Origin of the sequence: Pseudomonas sp. MF6751 (assembly GCF_016613265.1) — a bacterium.
Classification (GTDB): domain Bacteria; phylum Pseudomonadota; class Gammaproteobacteria; order Pseudomonadales; family Pseudomonadaceae; genus Aquipseudomonas; species Aquipseudomonas fluorescens_BV.
This window is the reverse complement of sequence record NZ_JAENSV010000002.1, coordinates 114,381-134,432: the sequence shown is the minus strand read 5'-3', so window position 1 is coordinate 134,432 and position 20,052 is coordinate 114,381. Positions and strand designations below refer to the sequence as shown.

Annotated in this window: 15 protein-coding genes; 8 read left to right on the top strand and 7 right to left on the bottom strand. The window is 60.1% G+C overall.

Annotated features, from left to right (window positions below):
- Window positions 1-68 precede the first annotated feature (68 nt).
- The gene (locus JJD66_RS02395; protein ID WP_200647533.1) at window positions 69-1,193 is read right to left on the bottom strand and encodes a methyltransferase; all 1,125 of its coding nucleotides are present in this window, start codon (window positions 1,191-1,193) and stop codon (window positions 69-71) included.
- Window positions 1,194-1,333: 140 nt separating this feature from the next.
- A complete protein-coding gene (locus JJD66_RS02390; protein WP_200647532.1) occupies window positions 1,334-2,044 on the bottom strand; it encodes a helix-turn-helix transcriptional regulator in 711 nt (236 codons plus the stop codon).
- A gap of 447 nt (window positions 2,045-2,491) precedes the next feature.
- On the opposite strand from JJD66_RS02390, the gene JJD66_RS02385 reads away from it, so the two are divergent.
- The gene (locus JJD66_RS02385) at window positions 2,492-3,268 is read left to right on the top strand and encodes a ferredoxin--NADP reductase (RefSeq protein ID WP_200647531.1); all 777 of its coding nucleotides are present in this window, start codon (window positions 2,492-2,494) and stop codon (window positions 3,266-3,268) included.
- 41 nt (window positions 3,269-3,309) lie between these two features.
- On the opposite strand, the gene mscL is transcribed toward JJD66_RS02385, so the two are convergent.
- Entirely contained in the window at window positions 3,310-3,726 is a 417-nt protein-coding gene (gene mscL, locus JJD66_RS02380) for a large-conductance mechanosensitive channel protein MscL (protein ID WP_014720019.1), read from the bottom strand.
- 287 nt (window positions 3,727-4,013) lie between these two features.
- Between mscL and katB the strand changes: the two genes are divergently transcribed.
- From katB to radA, 3 genes are read left to right on the top strand one after another with little or no spacing between them, the layout of a single operon-like run.
- Complete coding sequence (gene katB, locus JJD66_RS02375) at window positions 4,014-5,555, top strand: catalase KatB (RefSeq protein WP_198715351.1); 1,542 nt, start codon at window positions 4,014-4,016, stop codon at window positions 5,553-5,555.
- A gap of 57 nt (window positions 5,556-5,612) precedes the next feature.
- Window positions 5,613-6,152, top strand: a complete 540-nt coding sequence (locus JJD66_RS02370) for an ankyrin repeat domain-containing protein (RefSeq protein ID WP_105228587.1) — start codon at window positions 5,613-5,615, stop codon at window positions 6,150-6,152.
- Window positions 6,153-6,187: 35 nt separating this feature from the next.
- Window positions 6,188-7,555, top strand: coding sequence for a DNA repair protein RadA (radA, locus tag JJD66_RS02365; protein ID WP_200647530.1), 1,368 nt, complete (start codon window positions 6,188-6,190; stop codon window positions 7,553-7,555).
- Window positions 7,556-7,622: 67 nt separating this feature from the next.
- Here radA and JJD66_RS02360 read toward each other — a convergent pair whose 3' ends face one another.
- Complete coding sequence (locus JJD66_RS02360) at window positions 7,623-7,991, bottom strand: PilZ domain-containing protein (RefSeq protein ID WP_198715350.1); 369 nt, start codon at window positions 7,989-7,991, stop codon at window positions 7,623-7,625.
- A 174-nt stretch (window positions 7,992-8,165) separates the two neighbouring features.
- Here JJD66_RS02360 and JJD66_RS02355 point away from each other — a divergent pair, with 174 nt between their 5' ends.
- The 3 genes from JJD66_RS02355 to yjiA all read left to right on the top strand — a co-directional run bounded on the left by JJD66_RS02355 (window position 8,166) and on the right by yjiA (window position 11,590).
- On the top strand, window positions 8,166-10,232 hold the full coding sequence (locus JJD66_RS02355; protein WP_003194310.1) for a carbon starvation CstA family protein: 2,067 nt from the start codon (window positions 8,166-8,168) through the stop codon (window positions 10,230-10,232).
- 14 nt (window positions 10,233-10,246) lie between these two features.
- Window positions 10,247-10,444 carry a YbdD/YjiX family protein gene (locus tag JJD66_RS02350; RefSeq protein ID WP_003194308.1) on the top strand — a complete coding sequence of 66 codons (198 nt, stop codon included), beginning with the start codon at window positions 10,247-10,249 and terminating at the stop codon, window positions 10,442-10,444.
- Window positions 10,445-10,633: 189 nt separating this feature from the next.
- On the top strand, window positions 10,634-11,590 hold the full coding sequence (gene yjiA / locus JJD66_RS02345; protein WP_200647529.1) for a GTPase: 957 nt from the start codon (window positions 10,634-10,636) through the stop codon (window positions 11,588-11,590).
- A gap of 128 nt (window positions 11,591-11,718) precedes the next feature.
- On the opposite strand, the gene glyA is transcribed toward yjiA, so the two are convergent.
- A complete protein-coding gene (gene glyA / locus JJD66_RS02340) occupies window positions 11,719-12,972 on the bottom strand; it encodes a serine hydroxymethyltransferase (RefSeq protein WP_003194304.1) in 1,254 nt (417 codons plus the stop codon).
- Window positions 12,973-13,205: 233 nt separating this feature from the next.
- The gene (locus tag JJD66_RS02335; protein ID WP_200647528.1) at window positions 13,206-17,057 is read right to left on the bottom strand and encodes a sensor domain-containing protein; all 3,852 of its coding nucleotides are present in this window, start codon (window positions 17,055-17,057) and stop codon (window positions 13,206-13,208) included.
- A gap of 285 nt (window positions 17,058-17,342) precedes the next feature.
- Here JJD66_RS02335 and ettA point away from each other — a divergent pair, with 285 nt between their 5' ends.
- Window positions 17,343-19,007: an energy-dependent translational throttle protein EttA gene (ettA, locus tag JJD66_RS02330; protein WP_014720011.1), complete on the top strand. Its 1,665-nt coding sequence runs from the start codon at window positions 17,343-17,345 to the stop codon at window positions 19,005-19,007.
- A gap of 66 nt (window positions 19,008-19,073) precedes the next feature.
- Here ettA and JJD66_RS02325 read toward each other — a convergent pair whose 3' ends face one another.
- Window positions 19,074-20,003: a LysR family transcriptional regulator gene (locus tag JJD66_RS02325; protein ID WP_200647527.1), complete on the bottom strand. Its 930-nt coding sequence runs from the start codon at window positions 20,001-20,003 to the stop codon at window positions 19,074-19,076.
- Between the last annotated feature and the right edge of the window lie 49 nt (window positions 20,004-20,052).

The following is a 20,052-nucleotide window of genomic DNA, read 5'->3' as shown; positions in this document are numbered from 1 at the left end:
CTGAGGTGTAGGAGCAAGCTCGCTCCTACGAAAAAGCCCTGCTTTTCTTGATCGAAAAGCAGGGCTTTTTATTTACGCGCCTTGAGGATGACGAACTTGGGCGTGGCCGCTACTTGCTCGACACCACGGAACAACCGCGCCAGCTTGCTGTGGTAGCCCAGGTGACGATTCCCGACGATATACAGGGCTCCGCCGACCACCAGCGCTTCGCGTGCCTGCTGGAACATGCGCCAGGCGAGGAAGTCGCCCACCACTTGTTGTTGGTGGAACGGTGGGTTGCACAGCACCACGTCCAGCGATTGCGCCTCCTGGCCGGCCAGGCCATCGTCGGCACGTACGCTGACGTCCCGTTCACCCAAGGCGGCTTGCCAGTTTTCGGCGGCCGATTGCACTGCCATATACGACTCATCCACCAAGGTGTAGTGCGCGTCGGGATTCTTCAGGGCGCTGGCAATCGCCAGTACGCCGTTGCCGCAGCCCAGGTCCGCCACGCGTGCACTGCCCAGGTTTTTTGGCAGGTGCGGCAGGAAGGCACGGGTGCCGATGTCCAGGCCCTCGCGGCAAAACACGTTGGCGTGGTTAAACAACTCGATGACCGGCGCATCCAGGGTATAGCGGGTCGGGTAGGGCGAGACCGCTGCAGGGCGCTGCTCGACGCTGGCAATCAGCAACCGCGCCTTTTTGACCGCCAATGAGGCGTGCATGGGCCCGATGTAACGCTCCAGCAACTCGCCCGCAGCCCGTGGCAAATGCTTGACCATTGCGCCTGCGATCACCTCGGCGCCGGGCGCCAGTTGCCCTTGCAGGCGGATCAGTTGTTCTTCCAGCAACGCCAGGGTTTTCGGCACGCGGATCAACACGCGATCGAACGGCCCGGTCGCGAACTGGCTGGCCGGTATGAAGGGCACGGCATCAAAGGACTTGCCGTTGCGCACCAGGTTTTTTTCCAGGCCCTGAGCGGCGAGGAACGAGTCACCGCTGGAGGTCACTTGCACCTGGCCTTGAAGGCTGGCTGCCAAGGCGCCGAAGCTGTCATTGAGCACCAGCACGCGGGTGGCGGCAGTGGGCTGTTGCGCGGCGAGGTGGCTGAGCAGGTATTCGTCGGCGGCATCGAAGGCTTGCAGCGGATCATTGTGTTGCTCCGGCTGACGAATCAGGTCGAGCTGGGCGAAAGGGCTGTCAAGCAGGGGCATGGCTGGGCAAGGCTCTGGGTAATCGACGGACCTTCTGAGCGAACGGCGGGGCAACCGTGGAAAGCGCACCCTCAACACTCAGAATTGGCCGTAAATGTTACGTTTTTTTCAACGCGATGACATGCGGTGTTTTGTGTGGGCTAGAACAGCCCGGCTTTAGCGGCGCGCAACACCGCCTGGATTTTGTTATGCACGCCCAGTTTCTTGAAGGTACTGCTGATATGAAACCCCACCGTGCGCTCGGACAGGCAAAGAATCGCGGCAATCTCGGAGGCGGTCTTGCCCATCGCAGACCACTTGAGGATTTCTGTTTCCCGGGCAGTCAATTTGCTGGGCGCTTTGATGTCGGGTGCGTCGGCGTACTTCTGCGCGACGACCGCATGCATCGCATGGCAAAGCCACAACACCTGGCCGGCTTTTTCGTAAAGCTCTTCAGGGCTGACCTCGCCCTTGCTGCGAACCAGGGTCAGCATGCTGAATACACCCTGGAAGTCATGCACGGCTTGGGTCCAGCCTAAATGCACCCCGCATGACTGGGCCAACTCCCAAAGCCTGGGGGTGTTGGCAAAGGTTTTTGGCTCCCAGAGAATGGGCAGTACCGAGGTTTTACAGTGGGTTACAACGGGGTCTACATCGAAAAAGTGCGCTTGTTTATAAATGCTAAGCCATTCATTTGGGTAGTTATTGAATAGAATGGGTTCTGTTTGGGTACTGTGTGATTGGGAACTCATGGTAAAGGAGCAATATTCAAAACCTAGCTCATAGGTGTGGTTTATCACCATCTCAAACACACTGGTGATTTCACTTTCGCCGTCCAGCTTGGGCAGCCGGATATTATGCCAATTGACCATCTGTGACTCTCCATAGGTGTCTGTGTAACCTGGGTACGTCCTGATCCCCCAATGCAGCTCGAAAACAAGTGTAGGGCAAGTCCTGCAGAAGAGTCTGAAAAATATTTTACTTGCAGGATTTGTCTAGTTGGCCGGTTTTGTACAAGGTTTGGAGCTTTGTATAAGAGCGCTTGGCAGGTATCTTTTTTTCAATATTTTTAATGTCTTGAAGGTAGTATCAAAGTGATGTCTCTTTAAGTGCAGTTTCATCTAGTGAGGTATTCGGGGCGCGTTAATAGCCAAATAATTAGTGCCAGTGTGGAGCCCGTGGCTTGCCTCTTGGACTGGTTAAAAAACGCGCAGGCCAGCCGCGTGAACCTTGAGCGATTGCAAAGCCAGTACCAATCATCAGTGTTTGCGCGGTCTGTTTTGAGGGACACTAACGGCCTGTGCAAAACGGAGCCCCCCATGACGGCCAGTGCTGAGAAATTTACCCGCCAGACCCTGCTCGATGTGCAATCGCTGACCCCCAGCCTGTTCACCCTGCGCACCACCCGCGATGCCGGTTTTCGTTTTACCGCCGGCCAGTTCGTGCGCCTGGGCGTTACCAAGGCGGATGGCAGCACCGTCTGGCGTGCCTATTCCATCGTGTCTTCGCCGTTTGACGAGCATCTGGATTTCTTTTCCATCGTGGTCCCCGATGGTGAGTTCACCAGTGAACTGAGCCGCCTGAAGGTGGGCGATACCTTGCTGGTCGAGCGCCAGGCCACCGGGTTTCTGACCCTCAACCGCTTTGTCGACGGGCGTGACTTGTGGTTGCTGGGAACCGGAACGGGCGTCGCGCCGTTCCTGTCGATCCTGCAGGACTTCGAAGTCTGGGAGAAATTCGAGCGCATCATCCTGGTGTACAGCGCCCGGGAAGCCAAGGAACTGGCCTACCAGTCGCTGATCGACACGCTGGGTGAGCGCGAGTACCTGGCCGAGTACGCCCACAAGCTCACCTACATTCCCATCGTCACCCGCGAGCAGCATCCGGGCGCGTTGAATGGGCGTATTACGGCCTTGATCGAAAATGGCGAATTGGAGCGGGCCGCCGGCGTGGAGCTGACGGCGCAGGACTCGCGTGTACTGATTTGCGGCAACCCGCAGATGGTCGATGACACGCGCCAGTTGCTCAAGCAGCGGGACATGCAACTGAGCCTGAGCCGACGGCCTGGCCAGGTGGCGGTAGAAAATTATTGGTAGAAAAAAGGCGCCTTGCGAGGCGCCTTTTTTGCATCCGCAGGTTAAAGCGGCTTGTTGTTCTGTGCCTTGAGCAGATCGCGGATCTCGCCCAGCAGCACTTCTTCCTTGCTTGGCGTCGGCGGCAGGCTTGGGGCCACGGCTTCTTCGCGCTTCAGACGGTTGATCGCCTTCACGCCCATGAAGATTGCAAACGCGACGATTATAAAGTCGATGATGCTCTGGATGAACTTGCCGTAAGCCAGCACAACAGCGGGTACATCACCCTGTGCTGCCTTGAGCGTGACGGCCAGATCGGCAAAGTCCACGCCACCGATCAGCAGGCCGATGGGAGGCATTATCACGTCGCCTACAAATGAGGAAACAATCTTGCCGAAGGCAGCACCGATGATGATACCGACGGCCATGTCGACCACATTACCTTTGACCGCGAAGGCCTTGAACTCACTGATCACGCCCATAGGTTATTCCTTGTTACAGTTGAGGAGGGTGGAGGTCAGTGTAATTCAGTCGAACAGCGCTTGCTCGAAACAACTGTTAACACTGTCGGTTTTTATCGACACATCAAATCGCAAATAGTTTGCAAAGTGCCACTAGTCGCGCGCGAATTAGCCGCTATTTCAGCGGGTTACCAGATTTTTTTCTTAATCGGGCCTGTGGTGTTTTTCTATTTATCTTCTGACTCATAGGTCACTAGCCTCTGGCAAGCACAACTGAATGTGCATTAAAAAAACCAGAGGAAACCTCGATGAACACTCCAATCAGCCGCAGGCCCGTGTCGGCGCGACACGCGCTGGTACTGGTGACCGCCAGCCTGCTTTCCCTCTCCGTACAAGCCGCCAACCTGACCCGCGATAACGGGGCCAACGTCGGTGATAACCAGAACTCCCAGACCGCCGGTGCCAATGGCCCGGTGCTGCTGCAAGATGTGCAACTGATCCAGAAACTGCAGCGCTTCGACCGCGAACGCATCCCAGAGCGCGTAGTGCATGCACGCGGCACGGGCGCCCATGGCACCTTCACCGTGACCGACAACCTCAGCGACCTGACCAAGGCCAAAGTGTTCGCCGCCGGTGAAACCACGCCAGTGTTCGTACGCTTCTCGGCCGTGGTGCATGGCAACCACTCCCCGGAAACCCTGCGTGACCCACGGGGCTTCGCCACCAAGTTCTATACCGCTGAAGGTAACTGGGACCTGGTCGGTAATAACTTCCCCACGTTCTTTATTCGGGATGCCATCAAGTTCCCGGACATGGTTCATGCCTTTAAACCGGACCCACGCACTAACCTGGACGATGACTCGCGCCGTTTCGACTTCTTCTCCCATGTTCCAGAGTCCACCCGTACACTGACCGAGTTGTACTCGGACTCCGGCACCCCTGCCAGTTACCGCGAAATGGACGGCAACGGCGTACATGCCTACAAGTTGATTAACGCCAAAGGCGAAGTGCACTACGTCAAGTTCCACTGGAAGAGCCAGCAGGGCATCAAGAACCTTGATCCCAAGCAAGTAACCGAGGTGCAGGGGCGTGACTACAGCCATATGACCAATGATCTGGTCACGCACATCAACAAAGGCGACTTCCCTAAGTGGGACCTGTATGTGCAGGTGCTCAAGCCTGAAGACCTGGCCAAGTTTGATTTCGACCCATTGGATGCCACCAAGATCTGGCCGAATGTGCCCGAGCGCAAAGTCGGGCAAATGGTGCTGAACCGCAACCCGGCCAATGTGTTCCAGGAAACCGAGCAAGTCGCGATGGCCCCGGCCAACCTGGTACCGGGTATCGAGCCGTCGGAAGACCGCTTGCTGCAGGGGCGCGTGTTCTCCTACGCCGATACGCAAATGTACCGCCTGGGCGCGAACGCCTTGCAGTTGCCGATCAACGCTCCACGGGTCACCGTCAACAACGGCAACCAGGACGGCGCGATGAACGTCGGCAAGACCACCACCGGCGTCAACTACCAGCCAAGCCGCCTGTTGCCCCGCGAAGAGCCGCAAGCCGCACGCTACAGCCAGTCGCCGCTGTCGGGCAGCACCCAGCAGGCCAAGATCCAGCGTGAGCAGAACTTCAAGCAGGCCGGTGACCTGTACCGCTCCTACACCAAGAAAGAGCGCGAAGACCTGATCAACAACTTTGGCGGCTCATTGGCCACCACCGATGACGAGAGCAAGCACATCATCTTGTCGTTCCTCTACAAGGCGGATCCGGAATACGGCACCGGCGTGGCCAAGGTCGCCAAGGGCGACCTGGCTCGCGTAAAGGCGCTGGCGGAAAAACTGACTGACTGATTCGTTGGTTGCGGTCGGCGCCTTCACGGGCGTCGACCTTTGGCAGGAGAACACCCTATGCGTATCTCTATCGGTTTACTGATGGTCATGCTGGCCTTTGCCGCTCATGCCGAGTCCCCCGACCCGGTGGCGCTCAAGGCGCAGTTGCAGGACTACTATTTCGACGCTGCCCGTCGTGGCGACCTCGACATGCTCAACACCTTCATAGAGTCCGGCTACGGCCTCAATGCCCAGGATGACAAGGGCTACACCGCGTTGATCCTGGCTGCTTATCACGGCCAGGGCCCGTATGTGGAGCGCCTGCTGGATGCCGGCGCCGACGCCTGCGTCCAGGATAAACGCGGTAACACAGCGTTGATGGGCGCCATCTTCAAAGGCGAGCTGAAAATCGCCCAGCGCCTGTTGGCCACCGACTGCAACCCCGACCAACGCAACGGCGCAGGGCAGACCGCCGCCATGTACGCCGGGCTGTTCAAACGCGTCGAGTTGTTGGGGGCGCTGCAAGCCAAAGGTGCAGACCTGAACGCCGAGGACCCCGTGGGTAACAGTGCTTCACGTTTAGCCAAGGGCGAAATCCGGACCCCGGCGTCGCGCTGAGCTATCATCGCGGTTTTTCGGTTGGAGGTTCTCATATGGCAAAGGCCAAGCGCATGTACGGCTGCACAGAGTGCGGCGCGACCTTTCCCAAATGGGCGGGCCAGTGCTCCGAATGCGGCGCGTGGAACACCCTGACTGAAACCATGATCGAGAGTGGCGGTGCCGCGGCCCCCACCGGCCGTGCCGGCTGGACCGGGCAACAGGCGCAGATCAAGACCCTGGCCGAAGTCAGCGTCGAAGAGATCCCGCGCTTTTCCACCGCCTCCGGCGAATTGGACCGGGTCTTGGGCGGTGGTCTGGTGGACGGCTCGGTGGTGCTGATCGGCGGTGACCCTGGCATCGGCAAGTCCACGATCCTGCTGCAAACCCTGTGCAGCATCGCCAGCCGCATGCCTGCGCTGTATGTCACCGGCGAAGAGTCCCAGCAGCAAGTGGCCATGCGTGCCCGGCGCCTGGGCTTGCCCCAGGACCAGTTGCGGGTCATGACCGAAACCTGCATCGAAAGCATCATCGCCACGGCGCGCGTCGAAAAGCCCAAAGTCATGGTCATTGACTCGATCCAGACGATTTTCACCGAACAACTGCAATCGGCACCCGGCGGCGTGTCCCAGGTGCGCGAAAGCGCCGCGCTGTTGGTGCGTTACGCCAAGCAGAGCGGCACGGCGATCTTCCTGGTCGGCCACGTGACCAAGGAAGGCGCACTGGCCGGGCCACGGGTGTTGGAACACGTGGTCGACACCGTGTTGTATTTCGAAGGGGAATCCGACGGTCGCCTGCGCCTGCTTCGGGCGGTGAAGAACCGCTTTGGCGCCGTCAACGAACTGGGTGTGTTCGCCATGACCGACCGGGGGCTGAAAGAAGTCTCTAACCCCTCGGCGATTTTTCTCACCCGCGCTCAGGAAGAGGTCCCGGGCAGTGTGGTGATGGCGACGTGGGAAGGCACCCGGCCGATGCTGGTGGAAGTCCAGGCGCTGGTGGATGACAGCCACTTGGCAAACCCACGACGGGTCACATTGGGCCTGGACCAGAACCGCCTGGCGATGTTGCTGGCGGTGCTGCACCGACATGGCGGCATTCCGACCCACGATCAGGATGTGTTCCTTAACGTGGTGGGCGGGGTCAAGGTGCTGGAGACTGCGTCCGACCTGGCGTTGATGGCGGCGGTGATGTCCAGCCTGCGTAACCGGCCGTTGCCCCATGACTTGCTGGTGTTTGGCGAGGTGGGGTTGTCGGGCGAAGTGCGCCCGGTGCCGAGTGGGCAGGAGCGCTTGAAGGAAGCGGCCAAGCATGGTTTCAAACGGGCGATTGTGCCCAAGGGCAATGCGCCGAAGGAGGCGCCGCCGGGGTTACAGATCATTGCTGTGACGAGGCTGGAGCAGGCGTTGGATGCCCTGTTCGAATAATCCGCAACACTGCTGAACCCCTGTGGGAGCTGGCTTGCCTGCTCCCACATTTGATTGATGTGTGTTTTCAGATCTCCAGCAGGGCGCCCAGCTCGCGCTCCAGTTCTTGCTCATCACCCAGGTTCAGCTCAACGAACCTACGCAAATGGCTGATCGAGTCCAGATCAATGTGTTTGCACACAAAGCCCAATTGACCCTGATCTTCATGGGTCAGCCGCGCTTGCATCTTTATATGCGTCTTCTGGTCCAGGCGTATGTCTACCTCAAAGGGCAGCGCTTTATTCCCCTTCCAGTTGTCAGGCCGTTCCACCAGCAATCCCTTGAGTGATAAATCCACCAGTTTTACCGGCCATTCGCTGCCGCTTTGCCGAAGTTCGGCCGTGGCATCGAAGGCGATCCGGCGAAAACGGCGACGTTCAGACGCATGTTCGGTCATGGTAAAGCCCTCTGTGAATGGGAGGAGTGTAGCCCGGGGCCATCAAGGGGCGTTTATTTCGGCTTTTTTTAACGGTTGAAGGCTCTAGACCAACGTAGGGGGCTGGTCTTTGAGGCCAGTAGCGCTAAACTCGGGCTGGCTGTCCTTTCTGTCCACCCTGGCTGGAATATAAAAATGAAAAATAATAATAGCCTGCTACGCCACTTACCCTGGCTGGTGCTGGCAATTGTAGGAGCGTGCGCCCTGGGCGTAGTGGCCTTGCGCCGCGGCGAGGCGATCAACGCCTTGTGGATTGTGGTCGCTGCTGTGGCCATCTATCTGGTTGCGTACCGTTACTACAGTCTGTTCATCGCCAACAACGTGATGCAACTCGATCCCCGGCGGGCAACCCCTGCGGTGGTCAACAACGATGGTCTGGACTATGTACCGACCAACAAACACATTCTTTTCGGTCACCACTTTGCGGCGATTGCCGGTGCAGGCCCGTTGGTCGGCCCGGTGCTGGCGGCGCAAATGGGCTATCTGCCCGGCACCCTCTGGCTGATTGCCGGGGTGGTGCTGGCCGGTGCGGTGCAAGACTTCATGGTCCTGTTCCTGTCCACTCGTCGCAACGGCCGTTCCCTGGGGGACATGGTTCGCGAAGAGATGGGCCGCATTCCGGGGACCATCGCGCTGTTCGGCTGCTTCCTGATCATGATCATCATCCTCGCGGTGCTGGCGCTGATCGTGGTCAAGGCCCTGGCCGAGAGCCCATGGGGCATCTTCACGGTGATGGCGACCATCCCGATCGCGATGTTCATGGGCATTTACATGCGCTACATCCGCCCGGGCCGCATCGGGGAAATCTCGATCATCGGCGTGCTGTTGCTGCTAGGTTCGATCTGGCTGGGCGGGCAGATTGCCGCTGATCCGGTGTGGGCCAAGGCGTTCACCTTCACCGGCATCCAGATCACCTGGATGCTGATCGGCTACGGTTTCGTGGCCGCTGTGCTGCCGGTGTGGCTGATTCTGGCGCCCCGCGACTACCTGTCGACGTTCCTGAAAATCGGCACCATCATCGCCCTGGCGATTGGCATCCTGGTCACCATGCCTGACCTGAAAATGCCGGCACTCACCCAGTTCATCGACGGCACTGGCCCGGTGTGGAAGGGCGGCCTGTTCCCGTTCCTGTTCATCACCATTGCCTGTGGCGCGGTCTCGGGCTTCCATGCGCTGATCTCCTCGGGCACCACGCCCAAACTGCTGGCCAGTGAAAGCCATGCCCGTTACATCGGTTACGGCGGCATGCTGATGGAGTCGTTCGTGGCCATCATGGCGATGGTTGCCGCCTCGGTGATCGAGCCTGGCGTGTACTTCGCCATGAACAGCCCGGCTGCCATTGTCGGCACCGACGTGGTCACCGTGGCGCAGACGGTCAGCAGTTGGGGCTTTGCCATTACGCCTGAGGCGCTCTCTGCAGTGGCCCACGATATCGGCGAAACCACCATCCTGGCCCGTGCCGGCGGTGCGCCGACCCTGGCGGTAGGTATCGCACAGATCCTGCACAGCGTGCTGCCAGGTGAAAACACCATGGCGTTCTGGTACCACTTTGCGATCCTGTTCGAAGCGCTGTTCATCCTTACGGCAGTGGATGCCGGTACCCGCGCCGGTCGTTTCATGCTGCAAGACCTGCTCGGTTCCTTCGTGCCTGCGCTCAAACGCACCGAGTCGTGGACTGCCAACCTGATTGCTACCGCAGGCTGCGTGGCGATGTGGGGTTACTTGCTGTACCAGGGCGTGATCGACCCGCTGGGTGGCATCAATACCTTGTGGCCGCTGTTCGGTATCTCCAACCAGATGCTGGCCGGTATCGCGCTGATGCTGGCGACCGTTGTGCTGATCAAAATGAAGCGTCAGCGCTACATCTGGGTGACCATGCTGCCGGCTGTCTGGCTGCTGATCTGCACCACCACCGCAGGCTTCATCAAGCTGTTCGACGCTAACCCGGCGATCGGCTTCCTGTCGCTGGCCAAGAAATACAGCGATGCCCTGGCTAACGGCCAGATCCTCGCGCCGGCCAAGAGCATCGACCAGATGCAGCACGTGATCTGGAACGCCTACACCAACGCAACGCTGACGGCGCTGTTCCTGTTCGTGGTGTTCAGCATCCTGTTCTATGCGCTCAAAGTCGGCGTCGCCGCCTGGGGCAATAAAGAGCGTACGGATAAAGAAGCCCCGTTCCAGGCTGTACCGGACGCATAACGAGGATTGCAGACATGTTCAATGACATCAGTCGCCTCGGTAAATACCTCGGTCAGGCCGCCCGCCTGATGGTCGGCATGCCCGACTACGACACCTACGTCGAGCATATGCAAACCAAACACCCGGACAAGCCGGTGATGGACTACAAGGCGTTCTTCCGGGAACGCCAGGAAGCCCGTTACGGCGGCAAGGGTGGGCCCAAGTGCTGCTGACCCGGTAACGCGGGCCAATGCGATACCCCTGTGGGAGCAGGGCTTTCTGTGGGAGCTGGCTTGCCTGCGATAGCATCACCTCGGTCTGACGCAAACACCGAGTTGTCTGCATCGCAGGCAAGCCAGCTCCCACAGGGGCCTTTGCTCCCACTTTTGTTTTGTGTTCATTCAATTATCAGGAGAACAGTTGTGTCCTCTCCCATCCCCGTCACCATCCTCAGCGGCTTCCTCGGCGCCGGCAAGACCACCTTGCTGCGCCACCTGCTCAAAGCCGAACACGGCTTGAAAATCGCCGTGATCGAGAACGAATTCAGTGACGCCGGTATCGACCCCCAGCTCTTGGGCGACGAGCCGGTGCAAGTCATGACCCTGTCCAACGGCTGCGTGTGCTGCACCATCCACACCGACCTGACCAAAGCCCTGTACCTGTTGCTGGAACGCCTGGACAGCGGCGAGATCGCCTTCGACCGGCTGGTGATCGAATGCACCGGCCTGGCCGACCCCGCGCCGGTGGCCCAGACCTTCTTCATCGACGAAGAACTGCGCGAGCGTTATATCCTCGACGGCATCATCACCCTGGTGGATGCGGCCCACGCCGAGCATCATCTGACCCAGACCATCGCCCAGGCCCAGATCGGCTTTGCCGACCGCTTGTTGGTGAGCAAACGCGACCTGGTAGACGACGCCAGCTTCGACGCCCTCAGCCAGCGCCTCACCCGCATCAACCGGCGTGCGCCGATTCGTGTGGTGGATCACGGCAAGATTGACCTGGCCGAATTGCTGGATGTGCGCGGCTTCAACCTCAACGCCGGCATGAGCCTGCGCCCGGTCAGTGCAGCGCCTTCGGTCGACCGTATTTCCAGCCTGGTGCTGCGCACCGACCAGCCGCTGGATATCGATCGTCTCAGCGAGTTCATGAACGAACTGCTGGAAGACCATGGCAAGCAACTGCTGCGTTACAAAGGCGTGTTGAACATTGCCGGAGAGGATCGACGCATGGTGTTCCAGGGCGTGCTGAAGCTTTACGGTTTCGACTGGGACACCGAATGGGCCGAAGGCGAAGTGCGCGAAAGTGTGATTGTGTTTATTGCCGATGAGCTGCCCGAAGACAAGATTCGCCAAGGCTTTGAGCGGGTCTACCAATAAACCCGGCTTGAAATGCACTCCAATGTGGGAGCAGGCAAGCCAGCTCCCACACTTGACCCTGTTTCAAATTGAAATCGGCATAAAAAAGCCCGGCTCATGAGCCGGGCTTCTTATTCACGCAACTGCCATCAAGCGCCGTATACCGGCAGCTTCTTGCAGATGGCCTTGACCTTCTCACGTACCGCGTCGATCACGGCTTCGTTGTTCAGGTCGGCCAGGATGTCGCAGATCCAGCCCGCCAGTTCCTTGCACTCGGCTTCCTTGAAGCCACGGGTGGTCACTGCCGGGGTGCCGAAGCGCAGGCCGGAGGTGACGAACGGCGAACGTGGGTCGTTCGGCACGGAGTTCTTGTTCACGGTGATGAAGGCTTTGCCCAGGGCAGCGTCAGCATCTTTACCGGAAATGTCCTGCTTGATCAGCGACAGCAGGAACAGGTGGTTTTCAGTACCGCCGGACACCACGTCAAAACCGCGCTCGATGAACACGCTGGCCATGGTCTTGGCGTTCTTGACCACTTGCTGCTGGTAGGTCTTGAACTCAGGCTGCAGTGCTTCCTTGAAGCAGATCGCCTTGGCCGCGATCACGTGCTCCAGCGGGCCGCCTTGGGCGCCCGGGAAAACGGCGGAGTTGAGCTTCTTCTCGATCTCGGCGTTGGCGCGTGCCAGGATCAGGCCGCCACGTGGACCGCGCAGGGTCTTGTGGGTAGTGGTGGTGACCACGTCAGCGTAAGGCACTGGGTTGGGGTAAACGCCCGCAGCCACCAGACCGGCCACGTGGGCCATGTCGACGAACAGGTAGGCACCGACCTTGTCGGCGATTTCACGGAAACGTGGGAAGTCCAGGATCTGCGAGTAGGCAGAGAAACCGGCCACGATCATTTTTGGCTTGTGCTCAACCGCCAGGCGCTCGACTTCGTCGTAGTCGATCAGGCCGTTGGCATCGATACCGTACTGAACGGCGTTGTACAGCTTGCCGGAGGACGAAACCGTAGCGCCGTGGGTCAGGTGACCGCCGTGGGCCAGGCTCATGCCCAGGATGGTGTCGCCGCCCTGCAGCAGGGCCAGGTACACGGCGCTGTTGGCTTGGGAACCGGCGTGTGGCTGGACGTTGGCGTAATCGGCGCCGAACAGCTCTTTTGCACGGTCGATGGCCAACTGCTCAACCACGTCGACGTACTCGCAACCACCGTAGTAGCGCTTGCCTGGGTAGCCTTCGGCGTACTTGTTGGTCAGAACCGAACCTTGAGCCTCCATCACCGCAGGGCTGGTGTAGTTTTCCGAAGCGATCAGCTCAATGTGCTCTTCCTGGCGCACGGCTTCTTGCTCCATGGCGGCGAAGAGATCGGCGTCGTACTTGGCAATAGTCAAATCACGGCTGAACATGGCGGTCCTCAAGGATCGGGGGCAGAAAAGGAGGGCATTCTAACTCAATGGGTTTTAGATGGCATATGAAAGGACATCATGTCGCGGACAAGTGGGGCTCATCTGGGGATGGGCGGTGTCAGTACTGGCCCCATCGCAGGCAAGCCAGCTCCCACACTTGATCGGGTTCACACAGTCAAATGTGTGGGAGCTGGCTTGCCTGCGAAGAGGCCCTCAGACTCACCACAGCACTTTTAGTCGAACATGAACAGCGCATCATTACTGAACTGCACCTCAAACCGATTCGCCGGCATCGGCCGCCCGAACAGGTAACCCTGCACCTCATCACAGCCATGCTCACGCAGGAAGTCCAACTGCTCATGGGTTTCCACGCCTTCGGCAATCACCGCCAGGTTCAGGCTGTGGGCCATGGCAATGATCGCCCGGGCAATCTGTGCGTCCTGCTCACCCGAGGGCAGGCCGTCGACGAAGGTGCGGTCGATCTTCAGCACATCGATAGGGAATTGCTTGAGGTAGTTGAGCGACGAATAGCCGGTGCCGAAGTCATCCACCGCGATGCTCAGGCCCAGGTTTTTCAGGCTGGCGAGGATCTGCAGGGCTTCGTTGACTTCACGCATCAGGATACTTTCGGTCAGTTCCAGCTCCAGGCACGCCGGCGGCAGGCCGGTGTCCTTGAGGATGGTGGCAATGCGCGTGCCCAACTGGCCGTCGGAGAACTGCCGCGCCGAGATGTTCACTGAGACTTTCGGTACGCGCACTTTGTTCTGGTGCCAGGTCTTGAGCTGGCGGCAGGCTTCGCCGATCACCCAGTCGCCCACATCCACCACCAGCCCGAGTTCTTCCAGCACCGGGATAAAGTCCCCAGGCGGTACCAGGCCACGGCGCGGGTGGCGCCAGCGCAGCAGGGCTTCGGCGCCGGTCAGGCGTTTGCCGTCGCCGCTGAATTGCGGCTGGTAATAGAGCACGAATTCGTTCTGGTCCAAGGCGTGGCGCAGGTCGCTTTCCAGTTCCAGGCGCTCCAGGGCGCTGGCGTTCATGTCGGCCTGGTAGAACTGGAAGTTGTTCTTGCCGCGCTCTTTAGCGTGATACATCGCCGTGTCGGCGTTTTTCATCAATTGGCTCAGCTCGTTGCCGTCTTGCGGGCTGAGGGCGATGCCGATACTGGCGGTCACGAAGAATTCGCGGCCCTCCAGCACAAAAGGTTTGACCAGGCTGGCGAGGATCTGCTCGGCCACATGGATCGCACGGTTGAGCGCCATATCGCGGCTGACCCGTGGTTGCAGGAGCAAGGTGAATTCGTCGCCGCCCATGCGCGCCACGGTGTCGTCCTCGGCCACACAACCGAGCAGGCGCGTGGCCATTTCCTTGAGCATCCGGTCGCCGGCCGCGTGGCCGAGGGAGTCGTTGATCGGCTTGAAGCGGTCAAGGTCGAGGAACATCAGCACCACCCACGACTTCTGCCGTTCGGCCGACTGCAACGCGGTGTGCAGGCGGTCCTGGAACAGGGTGCGGTTGGGCAGGTGGGTCAGGGCGTCGTAGTAGGCCAGTCGGTGGATACGCTGCTCACTGGCCTTGCGCTCGCTGATATCGCTGAAGAAACACACGTAGCTGGCCAGGTCGCCTTCATCGTCGAACACCGCGGTAATGCCGACCCAGGCCGGGTAATGTTCGCCATTGCGGCGCTTGAGCCACACTTCACCTTCCCAGGTGCTGTGCTGGTGCAATTGCTTGAGCACATAACGCAGATGGGCTTCCTGCTGCTCATCGACGGTGAGCATATTGGGCAACTGGTCGAGCACATCGCTCACCGCATAGCCGCTGACCCGGCTGAACGCCTCGTTGGCCTGCACGATATAACCGGCCGGGTCGGTGATCAGGATCGCCGAAGTGGAATGTTCGAACACCGTGGCTGCCATGCGCAGGTCTTTTTCGGCGCGGCGTTGCTGGCTGATATCGCGGCCCACGCCGAGGACGCCTTCAAACGCGCCATGTTCATCCCACACCAGCACCAGACGCAGCTCAATCGGCACCTTGCGCCCGTCGGCGCGCAGGCAGTCGAACAGAAACAGTTGGGTCTGGACTTCATCACGCAAGGTGTTCAAGGCGTCGGGGTTGCCGAGGGCGCGGCTGACCTGTTCCATCAGGCTGTAAATGCCGGTCAACTGCTGAGGGTTGGCAACGATCGACTGCCAGCCGTTCTTGAACACCCAGTCCACGTCATAGCCCAGGACGGTGTTGACCGAGGGGCTGATGTAATTGAGGGCCAGTTGGCTGTCGGTGGAGCAGATCACGTCGCTGATGCTTTCGGCCAGCATCCGGTAGCGCTGTTCGCTGTCGCGTAGAGATTCGCTGGCTTCGATCTGGTCGGTAATGTCCTTGGCCACGCCGATGATCCGGGTGACCACCGTAGACGTATCGCGGGCCAGGGCCTGTTCGCGGATATCGAAGCGGCGCCACTGGTTATTGCGGTGACGAAAGCGCAGTTGGCAGTGCAGTTGGGTCGTGTAGCCGACCTGGCGTTGCTGTTCGCGCGCGTCATGGTAGTGCTCGGCGTCTTCGGGGTGTAGCAGGATTTCCCAGAAGTACTCACCCATTTGCTGCAGTTCGGCTTTGTTGTAGCCCAGGGTGTGGCCCAGATGGTGGTTGCTGAAAATCATGCGCTGGCTGATCACGTCCTGCACATACAGGTGATCGGGCACGGTGCGCACCACATCCGACCAGAAGCTTTCACGCTCCACCAGCGACAACTCGATCAGCTTGCGGCTGGTGATGTCGCTGATGCTGAGAATCACGGCCTTGACGTCATCCTGCTGCTCCGGCAAACGCATCACCAGCCACAGGTACTGTTCGTTGCCGGCCACGTCGTTGAGCTGGATTTCCAGCTCCAGCTGTTTTTGCCGGGTCAGTACGGCCTCCAGCACCTGATAGCCGATGGACGTGGCATTGCTCGGGCAATCATCGATCAGGCGTTCCCACGCCTGCTCGCAGGACGCGACGTTGAGCAGGCGCACGGCCATCTGGTTGACCTCGGTGACGCGCAACTCCTTGAGCAGTTGCTTGCGCTCCGTGGGGTTGGCCTGCAACCAGGCGAGCAACTGCTCGCGGCTTTGCACCTGGGTCTTGTTGCAAAACGCCTTGAGCCCCGACAGGTCCAACACGCACAACGCGACGCCGGTGCCTTCGAAGATGTCCTGGTAGCGTCGCCGGCCTTCATTTACTTGGCGTTGGCGGCGGCGCATGTTGAGCAGCACGATCACCGGGATCAGCGAAAACGCCAGGCCCAGCAGGCACTTGCCGATAAAGGCCGGCAGTAGTTGTTCCAACACCGCGCTGCGGTCAAACATGCCGCGCAGTTGCCAATCGCTTTTGCTCAACGGCGTGACCAGCACGCTGCGGTTCAACTCTTCCGGCGTCAGGGCGCCGGACCACTGCGCCGGCATGCCGCTGTCACGGCTGACCACACGATGGTTCAGGCTGTTCTCGATCGCCCACATCGGGCGCTGGCCCTGGACATCCTGGCGCGTGAGGTTGGCCAGATAATTGGGCGCCAGGCGCAAGGCCCAGTACACCTTGGAGCCACCGCTGGGTTGGTGCAGCAACAGATAGATGACCGTGCCGTCATTGTCGTTGCTCAAGTAGTAGGACTGGGCGTGACTGCGCTTGACCAGGTCTTCGAGCAGGGCACTGTCTTGGCTGCCTTCGGCAGTGTCGCTGATCAGTGCGCCGCTGGGGGCGAGCAGGGCGAAGCTGCGCAGGTCCGGCAGCGAGCGCTGCAACGTGCGCATCAGGGCCTGCTGCTGTTCGGGGTTGCGCGGCGGCTCGACAATCGGCAACAGGTTCAGGGCGATCTGCGCGCTCAGGGCCATGCTCTGGCTGATCTGCTCGGCCAGGTCGGCACTGTAGTCGATGGTGTATTGCTGTTGGTTTTTCTGGTTTTGCTGCAATTGGTCCAGCAGTTGCCAGAACAACAAGGCGAGCAACAGCAGGACAAGCGTCGCCAACGCGCCTTTCAAGGTGCCGTGCAGGGGCGCTCCCGGCGCAATATGAGCGGCGCGCAAGGGCGTGGGCGGCGTGACGTTGGACAAACTGTGATCCTGCGGTTTGGCTGGACTGGCGCGCGACGTGCACTATAAGCCGGACGCCCGAAGGGCGGCTAGCATGCCTTGAGTTGTGGCAAAGTGCCAGTCCTGCCTGGCTGGACTGCCCCAGCGCATTCAGGTAGCTTTGCCGGTTACGCGGGGGCGTTCCAGCCCCAGACATTCAGGCTTTTTTTGCTCGCTGGCATTGATGATAGTCAAAGGCCCGCGCGGCGCATGGCCTGGCACGGGCTTCGTCCGCTTAATTCATCAGTCACTGACGCTAGGTTCACCATGGCTCAATACGTCTTCACCATGCATCGGCTGGGAAAAGTTGTTCCGCCGAAGCGGGAAATCCTGAAAAACATTTCGCTGTCCTTCTTCCCAGGCGCCAAGATCGGCGTGCTCGGCCTCAACGGTTCGGGTAAGTCCACCCTGCTGAAAATCATGGCGGGCGTCGACACCGAGTTCGAAGGCGAAGCCCGCCCGATGCCGGACCTGAACATCGGTTACCTGCCTCAAGAGCCGATCCTGGACCCGACCAAGACCGTGCGTGAAGTGGTCGAAGAAGCCGTCAGCGTGATCAAGGACGCCCAGGCCCGCCTCGATGAGGTGTACGCCGCCTACGCCGAACCGGATGCCGACTTCGACAAGCTGGCCGCCGAACAGGCCAAGCTCGAAGCGATCCTGCAGGCGGGCGATGGCCACAACCTGGAGCGCCAACTGGAAGTCGCCGCCGATGCGCTGCGCCTGCCAGCCTGGGACGCCAAGGTCGAACACCTGTCCGGTGGTGAGAAGCGTCGTGTGGCCCTGTGCCGCCTGCTGCTGTCGGCCCCTGACATGCTGCTGCTCGACGAACCGACCAACCACCTGGACGCCGATTCCGTCGCCTGGCTGGAGCATTTCCTCCACGATTTCCCGGGCACCGTGGTTGCGATCACGCACGACCGTTACTTCCTGGACAACGTCGCCGGCTGGATCCTCGAACTCGACCGCGGCGCCGGTATCCCTTACGAGGGCAACTACTCCGGTTGGCTGGAAGCCAAGTCCGACCGTCTGGCCGCCGAATCCAAGCAGCAATCGGCCCACGAAAAAGCCATGAAGGAAGAACTGGAGTGGGTGCGCAAAGGCGCCAAGGCCCGCCAGTCCAAATCCAAGGCCCGTCTGCAACGCTTCGAAGAAATGCAGTCGCAGGAATTCCAGAAGCGCAGCGAAACCAACGAGATCTACATCCCGGCCGGTCCGCGCCTGGGTGACAAGGTCATCGAGTTCAAGAACGTGACCAAAGGCTATGGCGACCGCGTGCTGATCGACAACCTGTCTTTCGCCATGCCAAAAGGCGCGATCGTCGGCGTTATCGGTGGTAACGGTGCGGGTAAATCCACACTGTTCCGCATGCTGATGGGCAAGGAAACCCCGGACTCCGGCAGCATCGAGATCGGTGACACCGTGCAGTTGGCCTGTGTGGACCAGAGCCGCGACGACCTCGACGGCAGCAAGACTGTGTTCCAGCAGATCTCCGACGGTTCTGACCAGATCCGTATCGGCAACTATGAAATCCCGTCGCGCACCTACGTTGGCCGTTTCAACTTCAAGGGCGGCGACCAGCAGAAGTTCGTCAAGGACCTGTCCGGTGGTGAGCGCGGTCGCTTGCACCTGGCCCTGACCCTGAAAGAGGGCGGCAACGTCCTGCTGCTCGACGAACCGTCCAACGACCTCGACGTTGAAACCCTGCGTTCCCTGGAAGAAGCCCTGCTGGACTTCCCGGGCGCCGCCATTGTGATCTCTCACGATCGGTGGTTCCTTGACCGCGTCGCGACCCACATCCTGGCATACGAAGATGACTCCCAAGCGGTGTTCTTCGAAGGTAACTACACCGAGTACGAAGCCGACCGCAAGAAGCGCTTGGGTGAGGCCGCTGCCCAGCCGCACCGTGTGCGTCATAAAAAACTGGCCTGATGCTGCAATAGCCGCAACAGCCTGTTGAAAAAATACCCCTCACGCAGGGGTATTTTTTTGTCCGCGTTATGCCGGGAGCCTCGTGGGCGCCAGCGCTGGGCGGCTGCGCAGCAATTCTTCGACCACCCCCATGAACGCCTCGACCAACAGTGAGCGTGACGGTGAGCGTGTGAGTATCAGCAGGTGTACCCAGGCTTCGGGGTCTGCCAAGGGGCGGTAGACCACGCCTTTCCTGGCCAGGGTGCGTGTGCACTGGGGCACGAGCGAGACACCTTGGCCTGCCGCCACCAGGGCGATGATCGAGGTGATCTGGCGCCCCGCAGGGCCCGGGCGCAGCGCCAGGCCGCGGCGTTGATACAGGTGCTCGATGGAGCCGTTGAGGCCCGAACCGTAATCGCTGGGAAACAGAATCAACGGGTACTCACTGAGCTGGGCGAGGGTGACTTCGCTCTGCTCCGCCAGCGGGTTGTCGCTGCAAAGAGCTGCCACCAACGGTTCTTGCCCCAAGGACAAAGCCTCGACGCCGGTTTGCCCAGCCTCCGGCAGCAGGCGGCTCATGCCGACGTCGATGCGCCCGTCCAGCACGTGCGTGTGCAGGCTGCCGGAAGCGCTCTCCACCAGAGTCAGTTGCACATCGGGAAAACGCTGGGCGAAGGCTTGCAGGGTTTGGCTGAAGAGTTCCGACAACGCGATCGAGCTGGCATAGCCTACGACCAGTTGGCCGGTCGAGCCGGCAGCCAGTTTGGCGGCGATGTCTTGTGCAAGCCTGGCGTGTTCCAGCGCTGCGCGGGCATACGGCAAAAAGTGCTGGCCTTGGGCGGTCAGTGTGACCGTGCGACTGGTGCGGTCGAACAGGCGAAAGCCAAGCTCGGTTTCCAGGGCCGAGATCTGCCGCGTCAGAGGCGGCTGGGCAAGGTGCAGGCGCTGGGCCGCACGGCCGAAGTGCAGCTCTTCGGCGACCGTCAGGAAGTAACGTAACTTGCGTAGATCAAGCATTCTGTTTCCTGGGTATTGATCGGTCCGAATTCGGTATTGGTGTTCGCTG